Below are 19,848 nucleotides of genomic sequence, written 5' to 3' on the forward strand. Positions count from 1 at the left end.
GCGGGCGCCCGCGCTCCGGCAGGCGGGACCGCGGCCGCACCGGCGCCCTCGGGCACCGCCAGCCGGGACGACTCCGGGACGGCCGGCGCCGGCAGGTCGGCGAGGAGCAGGTCCAACTCGGCGTACGTCCGGGCGGCGTACGCCCGCTGCAACCGTTCGTCGTACTCGTGCAGGTCCAGCCGGCCCTCGTCGACGGCCACCCGCAACCGGTCGGCCACCGCCTGGCGGTCGGCGTCGGCGGCCCGCATCCCGTCGCGCCCGTCCATGCGACCAAGCATGCCACCGGCCCGCCACCCGTCCCGCCGTCGACGGACCGGGGGAGGCGTGGAGCCAGGCCGACACCGTCCGCGCTGGCAACCGGCCGTCAGGTCAACACCGTCCGCGCCGACGAGCGGCCGTCGGCGCGGGCGCGTTCGCCGGCGGGGTGGCCGGGGCGCGCCAGGAGAGGTGGCGGCGGGGCGGTGGTTCGGCCAGCTTTCGTGCGGCTCGCCCGGCGGTGACCCCGCCCGACGGGCCTGCGTTCCGGGGCGCGCCCCGGTCAGACCGCCGGGGAGCCGGCCGGCTGCCGGGCGGTGACCAGCTCACCCAGCCGGGCCCGGCCGCCGTCCGGCGCGGTCAGCACCCAGACGCCGTCCGGGAGCAGCGCCATCGTGTGCTCGACGTGCACCGCCATCGACCTGTCCCGGGTGACGACGGTCCAGCCGTCGGAGAGCTCGACCGTCCGGGGGGACCCCATCGTGATCATCGGCTCGATGGCCAGCGCCATGCCGGGCACCAGGCGGGGGCCCTTGCCCGGCCGCCCGTGGTTGAGCACGTGCGGGTCCTGGTGCATCTCGGTGCCGATGCCGTGCCCGCCGTAGCCGTCGACGATGCCGTAGCGCCCGCCCTTGCGGACGGCGCTCTCCACGGCGTAGGAGATGTCGGTGAGCCGGCCCTTGCCGCTGGCCGCGCCCCGGGCGGCGGCGGCAATGCCGGCCCACATGGCGTCCTCGGCCACCTCGGCCATCTTCAGCAGCGCCGGGTCGACCTCACCGACCCCGACGGTGATCGCCGCGTCGCCGTGCCAGCCGTTCAGCACCGCGCCGCAGTCGATCGAGATCACGTCACCGTCGCCGAGCACCTGGTCGGGCGCGGGGATCGCGTGCACCACCTGCTCGTTGACCGACGAGCAGATCGACGCAGGGAAGCCGTGGTAGCCCTTGAACGAGGGGACGGCCCCCGCCTCGCGGATGGTCGACTCGGCGATGGCGTCCAGGTCGGCGGTGCTGACCCCGGGGGCGACCGCCTCCCGCATCCGACGCAGCGCCTCGGCGACCACCAGGCCGGCGGCCCGCATCTTCTCGATCTGGTCAGGGGTCTTCAGCTGGATGTCCAGCTGGGGACGACGCATGGAGCCGTTACCTTTCGTTGCCGAAGAGCGGGGCACGTCGCACGTACCCCGCTCTTCGCACTCTATCCGCCGGAGCCCGGCAGGACGTCAGCCGCCGTACGAGCGCAGGGCGTCGATGGCGCGGACGGTGACGTCCTCCACCGGCCCGGTGGCGTCGATGCCGACGAGCTTGCCCTGGGCGCCGTAGTAGTCGACCAGCGGCGCGGTCTTGTCCGCGTACTCCCGCAGTCGGGTCGCGATGGTCTCCGGCTTGTCGTCGTCGCGCTGGAACAGCTCGGCGCCGCACCGGTCGCAGATGTTCTCGCGGTTGGTGGCGTCGAACTCGACGTGCCAGATCTTGCCGCAGCCCCGGCAGGTGCGCCGGCCGGAGAGCCGCCGGATCACCTCGTCGTCGTCGACGACCAGCTCCAGCACCAGGTCCAGCGCGGTGCCGAGGTCGGCGAGGAGCTTGTCCAGCGCGGCGGCCTGCGGCGTGGTGCGCGGAAAGCCGTCGAGCAGGAAGCCCTCACTGGCGTCCGCCTCGGCGAGCCGGTCCCGCACCATGTTGATGGTGACCTCGTCGGGCACCAGCTCACCGGCGTCCATGTAGCGCTTCGCCTCGACGCCCAGCGGGGTGCCCTGCGAGACGTTCGACCGGAAGATGTCACCGGTCGAGATCTTTGGGACCGAGAGGTGCGCGGCGATGAACTCGGCCTGCGTGCCCTTGCCCGCGCCCGGCGGGCCAACCAGAACGAGTCTCATCTACCGCAGGAACCCTTCGTAGTTCCGCTGCATGAGCTGGCTCTCGATCTGCTTCGTGGTCTCCAGACCGACGCCGACCATGATCAGCACAGCGGTGCCGCCGAACGGGAAGTTGAGGTACTGCTGCTTGTCCAGCCAGATGAAGAAGAAGTTCGGCAGGATCGAGATGATGCCCAGGTAGAGCGCGCCCGGCAGGGTGATCCGGCTGAGGATGAAGTCCAGGTAGTCGGCGGTCGGCTTGCCGGGGCGGATGCCCGGCACGAAGCCGCCGTACTTCTTCATGTTGTCCGCGACCTCGGTCGGGTTGAACGTGATCGAGACGTAGAAGTACGTGAAGAAGATGATCAGCAGGAAGTAGGCGGCGATGTAGATCGGGCTGGTCGGGTCGACCAGGTTGTTCTGGATCCACGCCTGGGTCTTGCCCGGGTTCTGCTGGTCGAAGAACTGCAGCGCCAGCTGGGGCAGGTAGAGCAGCGACGAGCCGAAGATGACGGGGATGACACCCGCCTGGTTCACCTTGAGCGGGATGTAGGTGGAGGTGCCGCCGTACATCCGCCGGCCGATCATCCGCTTCGCGTACTGCACCGGGATCCGGCGCTGCGCCTGCTCGATGAAGGTGACCGCGGTGATGACGACCAGGACCAGGGCGATGACCAGGGCGAACTTGCCCCAGCCCTGGCTCTGCTTGATGTTCCAGCCCTCGCTGGGCAGCCGGGCAGCGATCGAGGTGAAGATCAGCACGGACATGCCGTTGCCGACGCCGCGGTCGGTGATCAGCTCACCGAGCCACATGACCACGCCGGTGCCGGCGGTCATCGTCATGACCAGGATGCTCAGGGTCAGCCAGTCCGGGATCCCGGTCCCCTCGGGGATGATCGGGAACTGGTCGCACCGGTTCTGGAAGAGCTGCCCCGAGCGGGCCAGCGCGACGAACGCCGACGCCTGGAGGATGCCCAGGCCCAGGGTGAGGTAGCGGGTGTACTGGGTGATCTTCGCCTGGCCGGCCTGGCCCTCCTTGCGGAGCTGCTCCAGCCGGGGGATGACCACGGTCAGCAGCTGCAGGATGATCGACGCGGTGATGTAGGGCATGATGCCCAGCGCGAAGACCGACAGCTGCAGCAGCGCACCTCCGGAGAAGAGGTTGAGCAGGTTCAGCACTCCGGTGGAGCCGTCCTGCAGGGTGTCGAGGCACTTCTGGACGTTGCCGTACGAGACACCCGGGCTGGGCAGGGTGGCACCAAGCCGGTAGACCGCGATGATGCCTACTGTGAACAGCAGCTTCTTGCGCAGGTCAGGCGTACGGAACGCACTGAGAAAGGCGGACAGCAACTTCTTCCTCCTGCGCGAGGCGGGCCGCCGGTGATCCCTGGCGGTTCGGGGTGGGTGCCGGGCGAGTGCCCGATATCCATAGCTGGGATGGGACTCTAACAGCCCGCTCCCGGTCCGGGCAGACGTGCCCGGCTACATAAACCGAATCCGATGTTACCCGGCGCACATGTCCCGGGTAGACCATGGCGCCCGCCCAGTCGAGAGCAACTGAGCGGGCGCCACGGGTCGTACAGCCCCTACAGCTCGGTGACGGAGCCACCGGCGGCGGTGATCTTCTCCTTGGCCGACGCGCTGAACGCGTGCGCCGACACCTGGAGGGCGACCCCACCGAGGTCCCCGGTGCCGAGGACCTTGACCGGCTGGCCCTTGCGGACCGCGCCGGCCTCGACCAGCTCGAGCGGGCCGACCTGGCCGCCGTTCGGGAAGAGCTCGGCGAGCCGGTCCAGGTTGACCACCTGGAAGACCACCTTGAACTTGTTCTTGAAGCCCTTCAGCTTCGGCAGGCGCATGTGGATGGGCATCTGCCCACCCTCGAACGCCGCCGAGATGTTCTTGCGGGCCTTGGAACCCTTGGTACCGCGACCGGCGGTCTTGCCCTTCGAGCCCTCACCGCGACCCACACGGGTCTTCGCGGTCTTGCTACCGGGCGCCGGACGCAGGTGGTGGACCTTGATCGTCATTACTCGACCTCCTCGACCTTCACGAGGTGGTTCACAGTGAAGATCATGCCGCGGATCTCGGGCCGGTCCTCCTTGACCACCACGTCGTTGATCCGCTTGAGACCGAGCGAACGCAGCGACTCACGCTGGTTGCGCTTGGTCCCGATCTCGGACCGGAGCTGGGTGACCTTGAGACGTGCCATCAGGACGCCACCCCCGCCCGCGACGCCAGCATGGCGGCCGGCGCGACGTCCTCGACCGGCAGGCCACGACGGGCCGCGACCTGCTCCGGGGACTCGAGGCCCTTCAGAGCCGCCACGGTGGCGTGCACGATGTTGATCGGGTTCGACGAGCCGAGGCTCTTGGAGAGCACGTCGTGGATGCCCGCGCACTCCAGCACGGCACGCACCGGACCACCGGCGATGACACCCGTACCGGCCGAGGCCGGCTTGAGCAGCACCACACCGGCGGCGGCCTCACCCGTGATCGGGTGGGGGATCGACTGGCCGATCCGCGGCACCTTGAAGAAGTGCTTCTTGGCCTCCTCGACACCCTTGGCGATCGCCGCGGGCACCTCCTTGGCCTTTCCGTAACCCACGCCGACGGTGCCGTCGCCGTCGCCCACGATCACCAGGGCGGTGAAGCTGAAGCGACGACCACCCTTCACGACCTTGGCGACGCGGTTGATCGCGACGACCCGCTCGAGGTGCGGGGTCTTCTCGGCGGGCGCGTTTCCGCGGCCGCCCTCACGGCGGTTGTCGCGGCGACCACCCTCGTTGCCACCGGACCCGCCGCCACGGCGCTGTTGACCTGGCATCAGCAGCCTTCCTTATCTCTCGTGACGGGGTTTCTAGAACTCGAGCCCGGCTTCGCGGGCGGCGTCGGCAAGCGCGGCGACCCGCCCCGCGTACCGGTTGCCACCGCGGTCGAAGACGACCTTGGAGACGCCGGCGGCCTTGGCCCGCTCGGCGAGCAGCGCGCCGACCTTGCCGGCCAGGGCGCTCTTGTCGCCCTCCGTGCCGCGCAGCGAGGCGTCCAGGGTCGACGCCGACGCCAGGGTGTGACCCTTGGTGTCGTCGACGATCTGGGCGACCATGTGCCGCAGGGAGCGGGTGACGACCAGGCGGGGACGCTCGGCGGTGCCGTTGACGTTCTTGCGGACCCGGAAGTGCCGACGCGCACGCCCGACGGCGCGCTTGGCGGCGACGCCGCGGCGGCGCTTGAGCAGCGTGGCGCTCACTTCTTACCTGCCTTTCCAGCCTTGCGGCGGATGACCTCGCCCTGGTACTTCACGCCCTTGCCCTTGTAGGGCTCCGGCGGGCGGATCTTCCGGATGTTGGCGGCAACCTCGCCGACCTGCTGCTTGTCGATGCCGGCCACGTGGAACAGGGTCGGCCGCTCCACCGTGAAGGTGATGCCGTCCGGCGCGGGGACCAGCACCGGGTGCGAGAACCCGAGCGCGAACTCGAGGTCCTTGCCCTTGGCGGTGACCCGGTAACCGGTACCGGCGATCTCCAGGCTCTTGCGGTAGCCCTCGGTGACGCCGACGATCATGTTGGCGACCAGGGTACGGCTCAGGCCGTGGAGCTCCTTAGCCTTGCGCTCGTCGTTCGGGCGGTTGACGTTCAGCTGCCCGTCCTCGGCCCGCTCGACCGTGATCGGCTCGGCAAGGGTGTGCGAGAGCTCGCCCTTGGGGCCCTTGACCTTGACGGTCTGCCCGTCGATCGTGATGTCGACGCCGGCTGGCACCGGGATCGACTTACGTCCAATTCGCGACATTTCTACCTGTCTCCCGTTACCAGACGAAGGCGAGGACTTCCCCGCCAACACTCCGCTTGCGGGCCTGCCGGTCGGTGAGCAGCCCCTGGGACGTCGAAATGATCGCCACGCCCAGCCCGCCGAGCACCCGCGGGAGCCCGTCCGACTTGGCGTACACCCGGAGACCGGGCTTGGACACGCGCTTGATGCCGGCCAGGCTCCGCTCGCGGTTCTGGCCGTACTTCAGCTCGACGACCAGTCGCTTGCCGACGGCGCCCTCCTCGGGCTCCTCGACCGACCAGGTGGCGATGTAACCCTCGGCCTTGAGGACCTCGGCGATGTTCGCCTTGATCTTCGAGTAGGGCATCTTCACCTGGTCGTGGTACGCCTGGTTGGCGTTACGCAGACGCGTGAGCATGTCTGCGATCGGGTCGGTCATCGTCATGGATTTCGTCAGCCTTTCTCGCCGGGGTTCCCGGGGCGATGCCCCGGGCCTACGGCGAAGAGCAATACATGATCGGTGCAAGGGGTCCCGGCCTCAGGCCGGGACGCGGTCGCCCTTACCAGGAAGCCTTGGACACGCCCGGCAGCTCACCGCGGTGGGCCATCTCCCGGATGCAGACCCGGCAGAGACCGAACTTGCGGTAGACCGCCTTGGGACGCCCGCACCGCTGGCAGCGGGTGTACGCGCGAACCGAGAACTTCGGCTTCGCGGCCGCCTTGATGATCAGCGCCTTCTTGGCCATCTCAGTTCTCCTTGAACGGGAAGCCCAGGAGCTTGAGCAGCGCCCGGCCCTCGTCGTCGGTCGTGGCGGTCGTGACCACCGTGATGTCCATGCCCCGCTGCCGATCGATCTTGTCCTGGTCGATCTCGTGGAACACCGACTGCTCGGTCAGACCGAACGTGTAGTTGCCGTGCCCGTCGAGCTTGCGCCCGTCCAGACCGCGGAAGTCGCGGATACGCGGCAGCGCGATCGAGAGCAGCCGGTCCAGGAACTCCCACATCCGGTCACCGCGGAGGGTGACCTTCGCGCCGATCGGCATGCCCTCGCGGAGCTTGAACTGCGCGATGGACTTGGTCGCCCGCCGCACCTGAGGCTTCTGGCCGGTGATGGTGGCCAGGTCGCGGACGGCGCCGTCGATCAGCTTGGCGTCCCGGGCGGCCTCGCCGACACCCATGTTGACGACGATCTTGACCAGCCGCGGCACCTGCATGGGGTTGCCGTAGCTGTGCTGCTCACGCAGCTGCGCCACGATCTCGTTGCGGTACCGCTCCTTGAGGCGCGGCATGGTCTTGGTTTCGGTAGCCGTGGTCATCACAGGTCCTTACCGGTGCTACGCGCGATGCGGACCTTCTGGCCGTTGTCGTCGATCCGGTAACCGACGCGGGTCGGCTTGCCGTCGGAGTCCAGGACCTGCACGTTCGAGACGTGGATCGGGGCCTCCTGGGTGACGATGCCACCGGTCTTGGCGCCACGCTGGGTGGTGCTGATACGGGTGTGCTTCTTGACCCGGTTCACGCCCTCGACCAGGACCTTGTCCTGCCGCGGGTAGGCCGCGATGACCTTACCCTTGGCACCCTTGTCCTTGCCGGCGATGACGACGACCGTGTCGCCCTTCTTGACCTTCACGGTCACAACACCTCCGGCGCGAGAGAGATGATCTTCATGAACCGCTTGTCCCGCAGCTCCCGACCCACCGGGCCGAAGATACGGGTACCGCGCGGGTCCCCGCCGTCCTTGATGATGACGGCGGCGTTCTCGTCGAAGCGGATGTACGAACCGTCGGGGCGACGCTTCTCCTTGGCGGTGCGAACGACGACAGCCTTGACGACGTCGCCCTTCTTGACACCGGCACCCGGGATCGCGTCCTTGACGGTGGCCACGATGACGTCGCCGATGCTCGCGTAGCGCCGACCGGAGCCACCGAGAACCCGGATGCACAGGATCTCCCGGGCACCCGTGTTGTCGGCGACGCGCAGTCGCGACTCCTGCTGAATCACGTCTATCTCCTATGTCTGCCGGTTCTCCGGCCGCGCAGGGCGGCCGGAGCCTGGCGGAACCCGCGCCCGACTGACGCCGGGCGAGCTTGAGCCTTCGCTACTTGGCCTTTTCCAGGATCTCCACGATCCGCCAACGCTTGGTGGCGGACAGCGGCCGGGTCTCCATGATCAGGACCCGGTCGCCGGTGCCGGCGGCGTTCTGCTCGTCGTGGACCTTGAGCTTGCGGGTCCGGCGCATGATCTTGCCGTACAGCGCGTGCTTGACCCGGTCCTCGACCTCGACCACGACGGTCTTTTCCATCTTGTCGCTGACCACGAGGCCCTCACGCACCTTACGGCGGGCCCGCGCGGCGGCGGTGGTGTTCTCGCTCATGATGCAGTCACCTCAGTCGGCGCGGCCGAGAGCCCCAGCTCGCGCTCACGCATGATCGTGTAGATCCGGGCGATTTCCCGACGGATGACCTGCAACCGCCGGTTGTTGTCCAGCTGCCCGGTCGCGGCCTGCACGCGGAGGTTGAACAGCTCCGCCTTGGCCTCACGCAGCTTCGTGACCAGCTCCTCTTCGGAGAGCTCACGCAGCTCGGAAGGCTTGACGCCAGCTGCCATCAGGATTCACCCACTTCGCGCGTAACAATCCGGCACTTCATCGGGAGCTTGTGGATCGCGCGACGCATTGCCTCTCGCGCGATCTGCTCGTTGGGGAAGGACATCTCGAAGAGCACCCGCCCCGGCTTGACGTTGGCGACCCACCACTCGGGCGAACCCTTACCGGAACCCATGCGGGTTTCCGCCGGCTTCTTGGTGAGCGCCTGGTCCGGGAAGATCGTGATCCAGACCTTGCCACCACGCTTGATGTGGCGGGTCATCGCGATACGCGCCGACTCGATCTGGCGGTTGGTCACGTACGCCGGCTCGAGAGCCTGGATCCCGAACTCGCCGAACACCACCCGGTTACCACCCTTGGACGCGCCACTGCGGTCCGGGTGGTGCGGCTTGCGGAAGCCCTTCGGGGGCTTGCGCGGCATCAGCATCTGTCAGCCCTCCTGCTGCGTTTCTGCCGGAGCGGAAGCCGTGGCGGCGACAGCGGCGCTGTCGACCGGCTCGCCGCTCGGCGTCTCGGCCTGCTGCGCGATCGTGGTCGCGGCAGCCCGGCCGGCCTCGGTCCCGCCAGCGGTCGTGCCGGCCGAACCCGACCGACCACGGCGCGGACGCTCCGGACGATCGCCACGCTCACCACGACGCGGGCGGGACGGAGCCTCGGTCGGGGTCTCCCGACCCGGCACCGCGTCACCCTTGTAGATCCAGACCTTCACGCCGATCCGGCCGAAGGTGGTACGGGCCTCGAAGAAGCCGTACTCGATGTTGGCCCGCAGCGTGTGCAGCGGAACCCGGCCCTCGCGGTAGAACTCGGTCCGGCTCATCTCGGCGCCGCCGAGGCGACCCGAGACCTGGACCCGGATGCCCTTGCAGACCGGGTTCTTCATCGCCGACTGCATGGCCTTGCGCATCGCCCGACGGAAGCTGACCCGGCTGGAGAGCTGCTCGGCCACACCCTGTGCGACGAGCTGCGCGTCCGACTCGGGGCTCTTCACCTCGATGATGTTCAGCTGGACCTGCTTGCCGGTGAGCTTCTCGAGCTCGCCGCGGATCCGGTCGGCCTCCGCACCCTTACGGCCGATGACGATGCCCGGCCGGGCGGTGTGGATGTCGACGCGGACCCGGTCCCGGGTGCGCTCGATGTCGACCTTGGAGATGCCGGCGCGCTCGAGGCCCTTGGACATCATCCGGCGGATCTTGACATCCTCGCCGATGTAGTCCTTGTAGAGCTTGTCCGCGAACCAGCGGGACTTCCAGTCGGTCGAGATGCCGAGCCGGAACCCAGTGGGGTGAACCTTCTGACCCATTACTCGGCGCCCTCCGTCTTGCTCTGCGTCTCAGCCGGCTCCGCCTGCTTCGCCGGGGCGGTCTTCTTCGCCGCTGCCTTCTTCGGCGCGGCGGGCGCGACCGCCTCGACCGCCACGGTGATGTGGCACGTGCGCTTGCGGATCCGGAACGCCCGGCCCTGCGCCCGCGGCTGGAACCGCTTCATCGTCGGGCCCTCGTCCACGAACGCCTCGCTCACGAGCAGCGCATCGGGGTCCAGCCGCTCGTTGTTCTCCGCGTTGGCGATCGCGCTAGCGAGCACCTTGTACACCTGCTCGCTCGCAGACTGCGGCGCGAACTGCAGCACCGTGAGCGCCTCCTTCGCGGGCAGGCCGCGGACGAGGTTGACCACCCGGCGCGCCTTCATCGGCGAGATGCGCACGTGCCGCGCAACCGCCCGCGCGCCCGGAAGCACCGGAGCGTCGCCCTTTCCTGGCATCGCTGTAACCCCTTGTTCCTCTATCCGTATGCCCGCGGCGTCAGCGCCGACGGCTCTTCCGGTCGTCCTTCTCGTGACCCTTGAACGTGCGGGTCAGCGCGAACTCGCCGAGCTTGTGCCCGACCATCGCCTCGGTCACGAACACCGGGACGTGCTTGCGTCCGTCGTGCACGGCGATCGTGTGACCCAGCATGTCCGGGATGATCGTCGAGCGCCGCGACCAGGTCTTGATCACGTTCTTCGTGCCCTTTTCGTTCTGCGTCTCCACCTTCTTGAGCAGGTGGTCGTCGATGAACGGGCCCTTCTTCAGGCTGCGAGGCATGTCTTATCTCCCTCAGCCGCGCTTACGCGTGGCGTAGCGGCGGCGGACGATCAGCCGGTCACTCGGCTGGCCCTTACGACGGGTGCGGCCCTCGGGCTTACCCTGCGGGTTGACCGGGTGGCGACCGCCGGAGGTCTTACCCTCACCACCACCGTGCGGGTGGTCGACCGGGTTCATGGCGACACCACGGACGGTCGGGCGCCTGCCCTTCCACCGCATGCGGCCGGCCTTGCCCCAGTTGATGTTCGACTGGTCGGCGTTGCCGATCTCGCCGATGCTGGCGCGGCAGCGGACGTCGACCCGCCGGATCTCACCGGACGGCATACGCAGGGTCGCGTACGCGCCCTCACGGCCGAGCAGCTGGATGCCGACGCCGGCCGAGCGGGCCAGCTTGGCGCCGCCACCCGGACGCAGCTCCACGTTGTGGATCGTGGTACCGACCGGGATGTTGCGCAGCGGCAGGTTGTTGCCGGGCTTGATGTCCGCGCCCGGACCCGACTCCACGCGGTCGCCCTGCTTCATGTCCTTCGGCGCGATGATGTACCGCTTCTCGCCGTCGGCGTAGTGCAGCAGCGCGATACGCGCGGTGCGGTTCGGGTCGTACTCGATGTGAGCGACCTTCGCCGGCACGCCGTCCTTGTCGACCCGCTTGAAGTCGATCAGACGGTACTGGCGCTTGTGGCCGCCACCGTGGTGGCGCGTGGTGATCCGGCCGTGGGCGTTGCGTCCGCCCTTCTTCGGCAGCGGAGCCAGCAGCGACTTCTCGGGCGTCGACCGGGTGATCTCGGCGAAGTCGGCAACGCTCGAGCCACGCCGGCCCGGCGTCGTCGGCTTGTACTTACGGATAGCCATTGTCTACACCCCTCAGCTGACCGGGCCGCCGAAGGCCTCGATACGGTCACCGTCAGCCAGCTTGACGATCGCCCGCTTGGTGGCCTTGCGCTGACCGAACCCAGTCTTGGTCCGCTTGCGCTTGCCCTGGCGGTTGAGCGTGTTGACCGTCAGGACGCGGACGTCGAAGATCTGCTGGATAGCGATCTTGATCTCGGTCTTGTTCGCGTCCGGGTGCACCAGGAAGGTGTACCAGTTCCGGTTCAGCTCGCTGTAGCTCTTCTCCGAGACGACCGGCGCCACGATGATGTCGCGCGGGTCGGCGATCGTGCTCACTTGCCACCCTCCTCGGTGGTCTCGGCGGGAACACCCAGGAACTCGTCCAGGGCGTCCTTGGTGAAGACCACGTCGTCGGCCACCAGCACGTCGTACGTGTTGAGCTGGCCGGCCTCGATCAGGTGCACGCGCGGCTCGTTGCGCAGCGACACCCAGTTCAGCTCGTCGGTGCTGCTCAGCACGACCAGGACCCGACGGGCCTCGGTCAGCTTCGCCAGCGTGGCCAGGGCGGCCTTGGTCGACGGCTTCTCGCCCGAGACGAACGCCTCGACGACGTGCACCCGCCCGGCGCGGGCCCGGTCCGACAGGGCGCCACGCAGGGCGGCGGCCTTCATCTTCTTCGGGGTGCGCTGGCTGTAGTCGCGCGGCACGGGACCGTGGACCACGCCACCGCCGGCGAACTGCGGCGCGCGGATCGAGCCCTGCCGGGCACGACCGGTGCCCTTCTGCTTGTACGGCTTCTTGCCGCCACCGGCGACCTCGCCGCGGGTCTTGGCCTTGTGCGTGCCCTGCCGGGCCGCCGCGAGCTGACCCACCACGACCTGGTGCATCAGCGCGAGGTTGGCCTGGGCGTCGAAGATGTCGGCCGGCAGCTCGACGGAGCCGCTCTTGGCGCCTTCGACGTTGAGGACGTCAACGGTGGTCACTTGGCCACACCGCCCTTCTTCACCTTGGCCTTGGCCGCGGTACGGACCAGGACCAGCGCGCCCTTGGGGCCGGGAATGGCACCACGAACGAGCAGGAGGTTGTTCTCGGTGTCGACCGCCTGGACGGTCAGGTTCTGGACGGTGTAGCGCGTGCCACCCATCCGGCCGGCCATCCGGGTGCCCTTGAAGACGCGACCCGGGGTGGAGGCGCCGCCGATGGAGCCCGGCGACCGGTGCTTGCGCTCGACACCGTGGCCGGCGCCCAGACCGTGGAAGCCGTGCCGCTTCATGACACCGGCGTAGCCCTTGCCCTTGGTCTTGCCGGTGACGTCGATCGACATGCCGGCCGGGAACTCCTCGACCGTGATCTCCTGGCCGAGCGAGTAGTCCGCCGCGTCGGCGGTGCGCAGCTCGACGATGTGCCGGCGCGGCGCGACGTCCGCCTTCGCGTAGTGCCCGCTGATCGGCTTCTTGACCCTGCGCGGGTCGATCGTGCCGTACGCCAGCTGGACCGCGGAGTAACCGTCCTTGTCGGCGCTACGAACCTGGCTGATGACGCACGGGCCGGCCTGAACCACGGTCACCGGGACAACACGGTTGTTGTCCCAGACCTGGGTCATGCCGAGCTTTGCGCCCAGGATCCCCTTGACTTGCCTGTCCATTTGTCCGGTCCCTACAGCTTGATCTCGATGTCGACGCCAGCCGGCAGGTCGAGGCGCATGAGCGAGTCGACCGTCTTCGGGGTCGGGTCGATGATGTCGATCAGCCGCTTGTGCGTGCGCATCTCGAAGTGCTCGCGCGAGTCCTTGTACTTGTGCGGCGAGCGGATAACGCAGAAACGGTTGATCTCCGTGGGCAGCGGCACCGGGCCCGCGACCTGCGCCCCGGTGCGCGTCACCGTCTCGACGATCTTCCGAGCCGAGGAGTCGACGACCTCGTGGTCATAGGCCTTGAGCCGGATGCGGATCTTCTGTCCCGCCATGGTGGCTTCTGTTCCTTCTCTCGATGCCGCTGTGTTGCGGGCGCCTGTACCGGCTGGCACAGGCCCACTTCGCCGACCCCCGCGGTCGGGCGTGTCGCGCCCTCGGGCCAGGCTCCGCCCCGGGACTCCGGAGCGGTACCGACCGCGCGGTGGGTCAAGGCGCCGATCGCATTACCGCGACCTGAACGCCGTGCGAGGGTGGTTGACGGACGGGCCGTCAACCACCCTACGCCCGACTAGTCCTCCCGCCCGGAGGTTCAGCGTGAGCCGAACGCAGGCGTCGAACTGTCGTTACGCAACCTGACTAGTATGCCGCACGACTGGCGGCGGGTCTAATCGGGGTTACCTAGCTCACTTGATGATCTTGGTGACGAACCCGGCGCCGACGGTGCGGCCACCCTCGCGGATCGCGAACTTGAGGTTCTCCTCCATGGCGATGGGCTGGATCAGCTTCACCGTCATGGTGGTGTTGTCACCCGGCATGACCATCTCGGTGCCCTCGGGGAGCGTGACGACACCGGTGACGTCCGTGGTCCGGAAGTAGAACTGCGGACGGTAGTTCTGGAAGAACGGGGTGTGCCGGCCGCCCTCCTCCTTGGAGAGGATGTAGACCGTCGCCTCGAACTCGGTGTGCGGGGTCGTGGTGCCCGGCTTGATGACGACCATGCCGCGCTCGACGTCCTCGCGCTTGATGCCACGCAGCAGCAGACCGACGTTCTCGCCCGCGCGGGCCTCGTCGAGCAGCTTGCGGAACATCTCGATGCCGGTGCAGGTGGTCTTCATCGACTTCTCACGGATGCCGACGATCTCCACCTCCTCGTTCGGCTTGAGGATGCCGCGCTCGGCGCGACCGGTGACGACGGTGCCACGACCGGTGATCGTGAAGACGTCCTCGATGGGCATGAGGAACGGCTTCTCGGTCTCACGCTCCGGCTGCGGGATCGCGGTGTCGACCGCGGTCATCAGGTCCAGGAGCTTGCCGGTCCACTCGGGGTCACCCTCGAGGGCCTTCAGCGCCGAGACGCGGACGACCGGCAGGTCGTCGCCCGGGTAGTCCTGGTTCGACAGCAGCTCGCGAACCTCGAGCTCGACGAGCTCCAGGAGCTCCTCGTCGTCGACCATGTCGCTCTTGTTCAGCGCCACGACGATGTAGGGCACGCCGACCTGGCGGGCCAGCAGCACGTGCTCGCGGGTCTGCGGCATCGGGCCGTCGGTCGCCGCGACCACCAGGATCGCGCCGTCCATCTGCGCGGCACCGGTGATCATGTTCTTGATGTAGTCGGCGTGACCGGGGCAGTCGACGTGCGCGTAGTGCCGCGCCTCGGTCTGGTACTCGACGTGCGCGATCGAGATCGTGATGCCGCGGGCCTTCTCCTCCGGCGCCTTGTCGATCTCGTCGAACGGCGTGTACGGGTTCAGGTCCGGGAACTGGTCGTGCAGGACCTTGGTGATGGCCGCCGTCAGCGTCGTCTTACCGTGGTCGATGTGACCAATGGTGCCGATGTTGACGTGCGGCTTAGTCCGCTCGAACTTCGCCTTCGCCACTGGTGTCCTCCTGTGGACTTCTTGGTTCGTACGCCCGGCGCGCCGGTCGGCGCTTAGGACTCTGTCGACAGCCTTTCCGGCCTGACGGCCGGAGAGCTTTGTGGGTTCTGCGGCGATGAAGCCTACAGGCCCGGTCTCACACAACCCGACCAAGGTGGCCGCGGGCGGGGATACCCTCCCGCGACCAGCCCCGGTTCATCGGATCAGCCGAGGGTGAGCGTCACTCACCCGTCGCCTTGGCGATGATCTCCTTCGCCACGCTCTGCGGAACCTCGGCGTAGGAGTCGAACTGCATGCTGTAGCTAGCCCGGCCCTGGGTCTTCGACCGCAGGTCGCCGACGTAGCCGAACATCTCCGACAGCGGCACCAGAGCCCTGACGACGCGGGCGCCGCTGCGCTCCTCCATCGCCTGGATGATGCCCCGCCGGGAGTTGAGGTCGCCGATGACGTCACCCATGTTCTCCTCGGGAGTGGTGACCTCAACAGCCATCATCGGCTCGAGGAGAGCGGGGTCGGCCTTGCGGGCCGCCTCCTTCATCACCATCGAACCGGCGATCTTGAATGCCATTTCCGACGAGTCGACCTCGTGGTACTGGCCGTCCAGCAGCGTCAGCTTGACACCCACCAGCGGGAAACCGGCGAGAATGCCGTACTGCATCGCATCCTGGGCGCCGGCGTCCACCGACGGGATGAACTCCCGGGGGATGCGGCCACCGGTGACGGCGTTGGCGAACTCGTAGGTCGGCGAGTCGTTGCCCAGGGGCAGCGGCTCGATGCTCACGATCACGCGGGCGTACTGGCCGGAACCACCGGTCTGCTTCTTGTGGGTGTACTCGATCTTGTCCACCTTGCGGCGGACGGTCTCGCGGTACGCCACCTGCGGCTTACCGATGTTCGCCTCGACGTTGAACTCGCGGCGCATCCGGTCGACCAGGATGTCCAGGTGCAGCTCGCCCATGCCGGAGATGACCGTCTGGCCGGTCTGGTCGTCGAGCTTGACCCGGAAGGTCGGGTCCTCCTCGGCGAGCCGCTGGATGGCGGTGCTGAGCTTCTCCTGGTCGGCCTTGGTCTTCGGCTCGATCGCGACCTCGATGACCGGCTCCGGGAAGGTCATCGACTCCAGGATGACCGGGTTCGCCGGGTCGCACAGGGTGTCACCGGTGGTGGTCTGCTTGAGACCCTGCACCGCGATGATGTCGCCAGCCTGGGCCGAGCCGCGCTCTTCCCGCTTGTTGGCGTGCATCTGGTAGATCTTGCCGATGCGCTCCTTGCGGTCCTTGGTGGAGTTGACCACCTGGGTACCGGTCTCGACCAGGCCGGAGTAGACCCGGACGTAGGTGAGCTTGCCGAGGTGCTTGTCGGTCTGGATCTTGAAGGCCAGGCCGGAGAAGGGCTCCGACTTGGACGGCTGCCGCTGCAGCGGGGTCTCGCCGTCGGTGGCCGTACCCTCGATCGCCGGAACGTCCAGCGGCGACGGCAGGAAGTCGATGACGGCGTCGAGCATGGGCTGCACGCCCTTGTTCTTGAACGCCGAGCCGCAGAGCACCGGGTTGGCCTTGCTGGCGATGGTGGCCCGACGGATGGCGGCCTTGATCTCCTCGGCGGAGATCTCCTCGCCCTCCAGGTACTTCTCCATCACCGCGTCGTCGACGTCGGCCAGGGTCTCGATCAGCTTCTCGCGCCACTCGGCCGCGGAGTCGGCCAGCTCGGCCGGGATCTCCTCGATCGCGTAGTCCTCACCCTTCTGGGTTTCCCCGCGCCAGGTGAGGGCGCGCATGCCGATCAGGTCGACGACACCGATGTGGTCGCCCTCGAGGCCGATCGGGATCTGGAGCACCAGCGGGGTGGCGTTGAGCCGGTCGATCATCATCTGCACGCAGCGGAAGAAGTCGGCACCGGTCCGGTCGAGCTTGTTGACGAAGCACATCCGCGGGACGTCGTACTTGTCAGCCTGACGCCAGACGTTCTCCGTCTGCGGCTCCACGCCGGCGACACCGTCGTAGACCGCGACCGCACCGTCCAGCACCCGCAGCGACCGCTCGACCTCGACCGTGAAGTCGACGTGACCGGGCGTGTCGATGATCTGGATCGTGTGGCCCTTCCACTCACACTTGGTAGCAGCGGAGGTGATGGTGATACCACGCTCCTGCTCCTGCTCCATCCAGTCCATGACGGCAGCGCCCTCGTGGACCTCACCGATCTTGTACGTGATACCGGTGTAGAACAGGATCCGCTCGGTGGTCGTGGTCTTACCGGCATCGATGTGCGCCATGATGCCGATGTTGCGTACGTTGGCGAGCGCGTCTGCGGCGGCCACTTCAATCCCTACTTATCGTCGTCTCGACACAACTGGTGGCGGTTCCGGCGCCCGTGGGCGCCGGAACCAGGGTGTTACCAGCGGTAGTGCGCGAAGGCCTTGTTCGACTCGGCCATCTTGTGCGTGTCCTCGCGCCGCTTGACGGCGGCACCGAGGCCGTTGCTCGCGTCGAGCAGCTCGTTCATCAGCCGCTCGACCATGGTCTTCTCACGACGGGCGCGGGAGTAGCTGACCAGCCAGCGCAGACCGAGGGTGGTCGCCCGGGCCGGACGGACCTCGACCGGCACCTGGTAGGTGGCGCCACCGACGCGGCGGCTGCGCACCTCGAGGGTCGGCTTGACGTTGTCCATCGCGCGCTTGAGCGTGACGACCGGGTCGGTGCCGCTCTTCTCGCGGCAGCCCTCCAGGGCGGCGTACACGATGCTCTCGGCGAGCTGACGCTTGCCGCGCATCAGGATCTTGTTCACCAGCTGGGTGACCAACGGCGAGTTGTACACCGGGTCAGCGACGAGCGGCTTCCGCGGAGCGGGTCCCTTACGCGGCATGTCAGCTCTTCTCCTTCTTCGCGCCGTACCGGCTGCGCGCCTGCTTGCGGTTGCGGACACCCTGGGTGTCCAGCGAGCCGCGGACGATCTTGTAACGCACGCCGGGGAGGTCCTTCACCCGGCCGCCGCGAACGAGCACGATCGAGTGCTCCTGCAGGTTGTGACCGACGCCCGGGATGTAGGCGGTCACCTCGATCTGGCTGCTGAGCTTGACACGCGCGACCTTGCGGAGCGCCGAGTTCGGCTTCTTGGGGGTGGTGGTGTACACGCGGGTGCACACGCCGCGCCGCTGAGGGGAACCCTTCAGCGCCGGGGTCTTGGTCTTGGTCGTCTTGGCCTGTCGGCCCTTTCGGACCAGCTGCTGGATCGTGGGCACCGGGTTTCTCCGCTCCCTTCGGCCGCTCGCGCGGCCGCGCCGTCTGCTCGTAGCCGACCTGATGGGCGGCTCTCCTACATTCCAACCAGGGCCACCTGCTGGCGGTCCCGGCACCCGCGGTCGGGCGTGTCGCCCAGATCACGGTCCCGGCGCCGACGCTCACGCGTGTCGACCGGGGTTTGTCACCGGCACACGGCTTGCCGCGCGCCGGATCTTTGGCTTTGTCGTGCTCCCGCTCGATCTCCGGTAACCGGATCCAGCGCACGCACGAGTTGCCCGGGCTGGCCCGGGCACAAGGGGAAAGAGTACCTACCACAGCCGCACAGGTCAAAACGGATGGGCCGGCGGTGCGTCTCGCCACCCGCCGTTCGAACCCGTCGTCCCTGACCGCCCGTGATGGGCACCTACAGCCACAAGTGTACCGGCTTCCCCGCAGCGCGGCCCGTCGCCCCCGGCGCGACCGCGCTCACGCCCAGACGACCGGCACGCCCGGTCACGCCAGCGACACCAGCAACGCCAGCCCCAGACCGAGCACGCTGAGCAGCAGTCCCGTTCCGCCGCAGCTGACCCCGGCGACCGCCAGGCCGCGCCCGGTGAACCGGACCGCCGGCGGCGCCATCGGGCGACGGATCTGCCGCAGCCCGAGCAGACCGGCGACGACCGCCCCCGTCCCCGCCAGGACCCCGAGGACGGTGAATGCGCCGGCCGCCCAGACGCCGCCCGCACCGGTGGCGATACCGAAGCAGATGACGAGCAGCGCGACCAGGATCGAGACGACGCCGGCCGTCAGGGAACCCACCGCCAGGCCGGAGGTGACCGGGGGCACGTCGAGGTGGACCACGCCGAACGGCGTGCCGGGGACCGGCTCCACCCGCTTCGGCGGCCGGGACGCCTCCCGCGGCGGCGGGGGCGGCAGGCCCGGAGCGGAGACCGACGCACCCGGGCTCCCGGGCGGCGTACCCCAGCCTCCGCCCGACGGCGCAGACCCCCAAGCCGTGGTCGGCGGCCCCGACGTCGGCGGCGGCGCGTACCGCACGGGTGAGATCTCGGACGGGGCACCGGACTGCTGGTCGGGCCGCGCCCACTGCCCCCCGGCCGGCGGGACGGCGTCCGGGCCCGCGGCGGGGTCGCTGCCCGGGAAGCGCGCCGGTTCCGTCACGGGGTCCTCCTGTCGGCGATCGGCGTCCACCGCCGCGCGACGGACACCGGCCAGGCTACCGCCGCCGGCCCACCGGTCCGCGCCGGGCGCGGTCGGTTCCCCCCGGAGCGCTCAGTCCACGTTCGGCGCGAAGTCCTGCCCGTAGGACGCGTCGGCGAGCCGGACCACCCCGATCACCACCGCGGCCACCACGCTGACCGCGACGAGCACCAGGCCCGTCCAGGCCAACCGCTCCCCCCGGCGCAGCCAGGCCGCGCCGGTAAGGAAACCCCCCGAGGCGTACGCCTCCCGGCGCGCCTGCCGGGCGAGCTGCAGCGCCACCGTGGCGGGCACCAGCCCGCCGACGAAGAGGCCGGTCAGCGCAGCGATCAGGCCGAGCGCGAAGACCGCCCTCGCCTTGGTGGCCCGGGCCGGGTCCGGGTCGAGCGGATGCCGTGGCGGCATCGACTGGGCGACGGGCACCTGCCCGGGCGCGGTCGTCATGCCCACCATCATGCCCCGGTCCGGGGACCGGTGGTGCCGGCACGTGGCGGTCCGGCCGCCGGAC

Annotated in this window: 31 protein-coding genes; all 31 read right to left on the reverse strand. The window is 68.8% G+C overall.

The window, feature by feature from the left end; genetic code table 11:
* On the reverse strand, positions 1 to 266 hold a 266-nt coding region (locus NCC78_RS03455), incomplete at its 3' end, for a DUF1707 SHOCT-like domain-containing protein (protein WP_250791698.1).
* A 272-nt stretch (positions 267 to 538) separates the two neighbouring features.
* Positions 539 to 1,390, reverse strand: a complete 852-nt coding sequence (map, locus tag NCC78_RS03460) for a type I methionyl aminopeptidase (RefSeq protein WP_250791699.1) — start codon at positions 1,388 to 1,390, stop codon at positions 539 to 541.
* Positions 1,391 to 1,477: 87 nt separating this feature from the next.
* The gene (locus NCC78_RS03465) at positions 1,478 to 2,131 is read right to left on the reverse strand and encodes an adenylate kinase (protein ID WP_250791700.1); all 654 of its coding nucleotides are present in this window, start codon (positions 2,129 to 2,131) and stop codon (positions 1,478 to 1,480) included.
* Positions 2,132 to 3,460, reverse strand: a complete 1,329-nt coding sequence (gene secY, locus NCC78_RS03470) for a preprotein translocase subunit SecY (protein ID WP_250791702.1) — start codon at positions 3,458 to 3,460, stop codon at positions 2,132 to 2,134. It abuts the gene before it with no gap.
* 236 nt (positions 3,461 to 3,696) lie between these two features.
* Positions 3,697 to 4,140, reverse strand: a complete 444-nt coding sequence (gene rplO / locus NCC78_RS03475; RefSeq protein ID WP_250791703.1) for a 50S ribosomal protein L15 — start codon at positions 4,138 to 4,140, stop codon at positions 3,697 to 3,699.
* Positions 4,140 to 4,322, reverse strand: a complete 183-nt coding sequence (gene rpmD, locus NCC78_RS03480) for a 50S ribosomal protein L30 (protein WP_120729755.1) — start codon at positions 4,320 to 4,322, stop codon at positions 4,140 to 4,142. The genes rplO and rpmD overlap by 1 nt, the downstream gene beginning before the upstream one ends.
* A complete protein-coding gene (gene rpsE, locus NCC78_RS03485) occupies positions 4,322 to 4,936 on the reverse strand; it encodes a 30S ribosomal protein S5 (protein ID WP_250791705.1) in 615 nt (204 codons plus the stop codon). Before rpsE ends, rpmD begins: the two co-directional genes overlap by 1 nt.
* 33 nt (positions 4,937 to 4,969) lie before the next feature.
* The gene (gene rplR, locus NCC78_RS03490; RefSeq protein WP_250791707.1) at positions 4,970 to 5,359 is read right to left on the reverse strand and encodes a 50S ribosomal protein L18; all 390 of its coding nucleotides are present in this window, start codon (positions 5,357 to 5,359) and stop codon (positions 4,970 to 4,972) included.
* Positions 5,356 to 5,898 carry a 50S ribosomal protein L6 gene (gene rplF / locus NCC78_RS03495; RefSeq protein ID WP_250791708.1) on the reverse strand — a complete coding sequence of 181 codons (543 nt, stop codon included), beginning with the start codon at positions 5,896 to 5,898 and terminating at the stop codon, positions 5,356 to 5,358. Before rplF ends, rplR begins: the two co-directional genes overlap by 4 nt.
* Before the next feature lie 16 nt (positions 5,899 to 5,914).
* Positions 5,915 to 6,322: a 30S ribosomal protein S8 gene (gene rpsH, locus NCC78_RS03500; protein ID WP_007465270.1), complete on the reverse strand. Its 408-nt coding sequence runs from the start codon at positions 6,320 to 6,322 to the stop codon at positions 5,915 to 5,917.
* Positions 6,323 to 6,437: 115 nt separating this feature from the next.
* A complete protein-coding gene (locus NCC78_RS03505; protein ID WP_007465272.1) occupies positions 6,438 to 6,623 on the reverse strand; it encodes a type Z 30S ribosomal protein S14 in 186 nt (61 codons plus the stop codon).
* Position 6,624: 1 nt separating this feature from the next.
* Positions 6,625 to 7,194 carry a 50S ribosomal protein L5 gene (gene rplE / locus NCC78_RS03510; RefSeq protein ID WP_308220858.1) on the reverse strand — a complete coding sequence of 190 codons (570 nt, stop codon included), beginning with the start codon at positions 7,192 to 7,194 and terminating at the stop codon, positions 6,625 to 6,627.
* Entirely contained in the window at positions 7,194 to 7,514 is a 321-nt protein-coding gene (gene rplX, locus NCC78_RS03515) for a 50S ribosomal protein L24 (protein WP_007465276.1), read from the reverse strand. The genes rplE and rplX overlap by 1 nt, the downstream gene beginning before the upstream one ends.
* The gene (gene rplN, locus NCC78_RS03520) at positions 7,511 to 7,879 is read right to left on the reverse strand and encodes a 50S ribosomal protein L14 (protein ID WP_007073026.1); all 369 of its coding nucleotides are present in this window, start codon (positions 7,877 to 7,879) and stop codon (positions 7,511 to 7,513) included. Before rplN ends, rplX begins: the two co-directional genes overlap by 4 nt.
* Before the next feature lie 97 nt (positions 7,880 to 7,976).
* The gene (rpsQ, locus tag NCC78_RS03525) at positions 7,977 to 8,252 is read right to left on the reverse strand and encodes a 30S ribosomal protein S17 (RefSeq protein WP_250791709.1); all 276 of its coding nucleotides are present in this window, start codon (positions 8,250 to 8,252) and stop codon (positions 7,977 to 7,979) included.
* Positions 8,249 to 8,485: a 50S ribosomal protein L29 gene (gene rpmC, locus NCC78_RS03530; RefSeq protein ID WP_013288628.1), complete on the reverse strand. Its 237-nt coding sequence runs from the start codon at positions 8,483 to 8,485 to the stop codon at positions 8,249 to 8,251. The genes rpsQ and rpmC overlap by 4 nt, the downstream gene beginning before the upstream one ends.
* On the reverse strand, positions 8,485 to 8,910 hold the full coding sequence (gene rplP / locus NCC78_RS03535; RefSeq protein WP_007465292.1) for a 50S ribosomal protein L16: 426 nt from the start codon (positions 8,908 to 8,910) through the stop codon (positions 8,485 to 8,487). The genes rpmC and rplP overlap by 1 nt, the downstream gene beginning before the upstream one ends.
* A gap of 3 nt (positions 8,911 to 8,913) precedes the next feature.
* Positions 8,914 to 9,783, reverse strand: coding sequence for a 30S ribosomal protein S3 (rpsC, locus tag NCC78_RS03540; protein WP_250791710.1), 870 nt, complete (start codon positions 9,781 to 9,783; stop codon positions 8,914 to 8,916).
* The gene (rplV, locus tag NCC78_RS03545) at positions 9,783 to 10,241 is read right to left on the reverse strand and encodes a 50S ribosomal protein L22 (protein WP_250791711.1); all 459 of its coding nucleotides are present in this window, start codon (positions 10,239 to 10,241) and stop codon (positions 9,783 to 9,785) included. Before rplV ends, rpsC begins: the two co-directional genes overlap by 1 nt.
* 40 nt (positions 10,242 to 10,281) lie before the next feature.
* Positions 10,282 to 10,563, reverse strand: a complete 282-nt coding sequence (rpsS, locus tag NCC78_RS03550) for a 30S ribosomal protein S19 (RefSeq protein WP_250791712.1) — start codon at positions 10,561 to 10,563, stop codon at positions 10,282 to 10,284.
* A gap of 12 nt (positions 10,564 to 10,575) precedes the next feature.
* Positions 10,576 to 11,415, reverse strand: a complete 840-nt coding sequence (gene rplB, locus NCC78_RS03555; RefSeq protein WP_250791713.1) for a 50S ribosomal protein L2 — start codon at positions 11,413 to 11,415, stop codon at positions 10,576 to 10,578.
* Between the two features lie 12 nt (positions 11,416 to 11,427).
* A complete protein-coding gene (gene rplW / locus NCC78_RS03560; protein WP_088998352.1) occupies positions 11,428 to 11,730 on the reverse strand; it encodes a 50S ribosomal protein L23 in 303 nt (100 codons plus the stop codon).
* Positions 11,727 to 12,377 (reverse strand): 50S ribosomal protein L4, encoded by a 651-nt coding sequence (rplD, locus tag NCC78_RS03565; protein ID WP_250791714.1) that lies wholly within the window; start codon positions 12,375 to 12,377, stop codon positions 11,727 to 11,729. The genes rplW and rplD overlap by 4 nt, the downstream gene beginning before the upstream one ends.
* Positions 12,374 to 13,039 carry a 50S ribosomal protein L3 gene (rplC, locus tag NCC78_RS03570; RefSeq protein WP_250791715.1) on the reverse strand — a complete coding sequence of 222 codons (666 nt, stop codon included), beginning with the start codon at positions 13,037 to 13,039 and terminating at the stop codon, positions 12,374 to 12,376. Before rplC ends, rplD begins: the two co-directional genes overlap by 4 nt.
* Before the next feature lie 11 nt (positions 13,040 to 13,050).
* Positions 13,051 to 13,359 (reverse strand): 30S ribosomal protein S10, encoded by a 309-nt coding sequence (rpsJ, locus tag NCC78_RS03575; RefSeq protein WP_007073037.1) that lies wholly within the window; start codon positions 13,357 to 13,359, stop codon positions 13,051 to 13,053.
* Between the two features lie 351 nt (positions 13,360 to 13,710).
* Entirely contained in the window at positions 13,711 to 14,904 is a 1,194-nt protein-coding gene (tuf, locus tag NCC78_RS03580; protein WP_250791716.1) for an elongation factor Tu, read from the reverse strand.
* Between the two features lie 220 nt (positions 14,905 to 15,124).
* Positions 15,125 to 17,221, reverse strand: coding sequence for an elongation factor G (fusA, locus tag NCC78_RS03585; protein ID WP_284706217.1), 2,097 nt, complete (start codon positions 17,219 to 17,221; stop codon positions 15,125 to 15,127).
* A gap of 74 nt (positions 17,222 to 17,295) precedes the next feature.
* The gene (gene rpsG, locus NCC78_RS03590) at positions 17,296 to 17,766 is read right to left on the reverse strand and encodes a 30S ribosomal protein S7 (protein ID WP_250791717.1); all 471 of its coding nucleotides are present in this window, start codon (positions 17,764 to 17,766) and stop codon (positions 17,296 to 17,298) included.
* Position 17,767: 1 nt separating this feature from the next.
* Positions 17,768 to 18,142, reverse strand: coding sequence for a 30S ribosomal protein S12 (gene rpsL, locus NCC78_RS03595; protein WP_007465318.1), 375 nt, complete (start codon positions 18,140 to 18,142; stop codon positions 17,768 to 17,770).
* Positions 18,143 to 18,635: 493 nt separating this feature from the next.
* On the reverse strand, positions 18,636 to 19,013 hold the full coding sequence (locus NCC78_RS03600; protein ID WP_250791740.1) for a hypothetical protein: 378 nt from the start codon (positions 19,011 to 19,013) through the stop codon (positions 18,636 to 18,638).
* 399 nt (positions 19,014 to 19,412) lie between these two features.
* Positions 19,413 to 19,784, reverse strand: coding sequence for a hypothetical protein (locus NCC78_RS03605; RefSeq protein ID WP_250791718.1), 372 nt, complete (start codon positions 19,782 to 19,784; stop codon positions 19,413 to 19,415).
* Positions 19,785 to 19,848 lie beyond the last annotated feature (64 nt).

This window comes from Micromonospora phytophila (genome assembly GCF_023656545.1).
Lineage (GTDB): Bacteria > Actinomycetota > Actinomycetes > Mycobacteriales > Micromonosporaceae > Micromonospora > Micromonospora phytophila.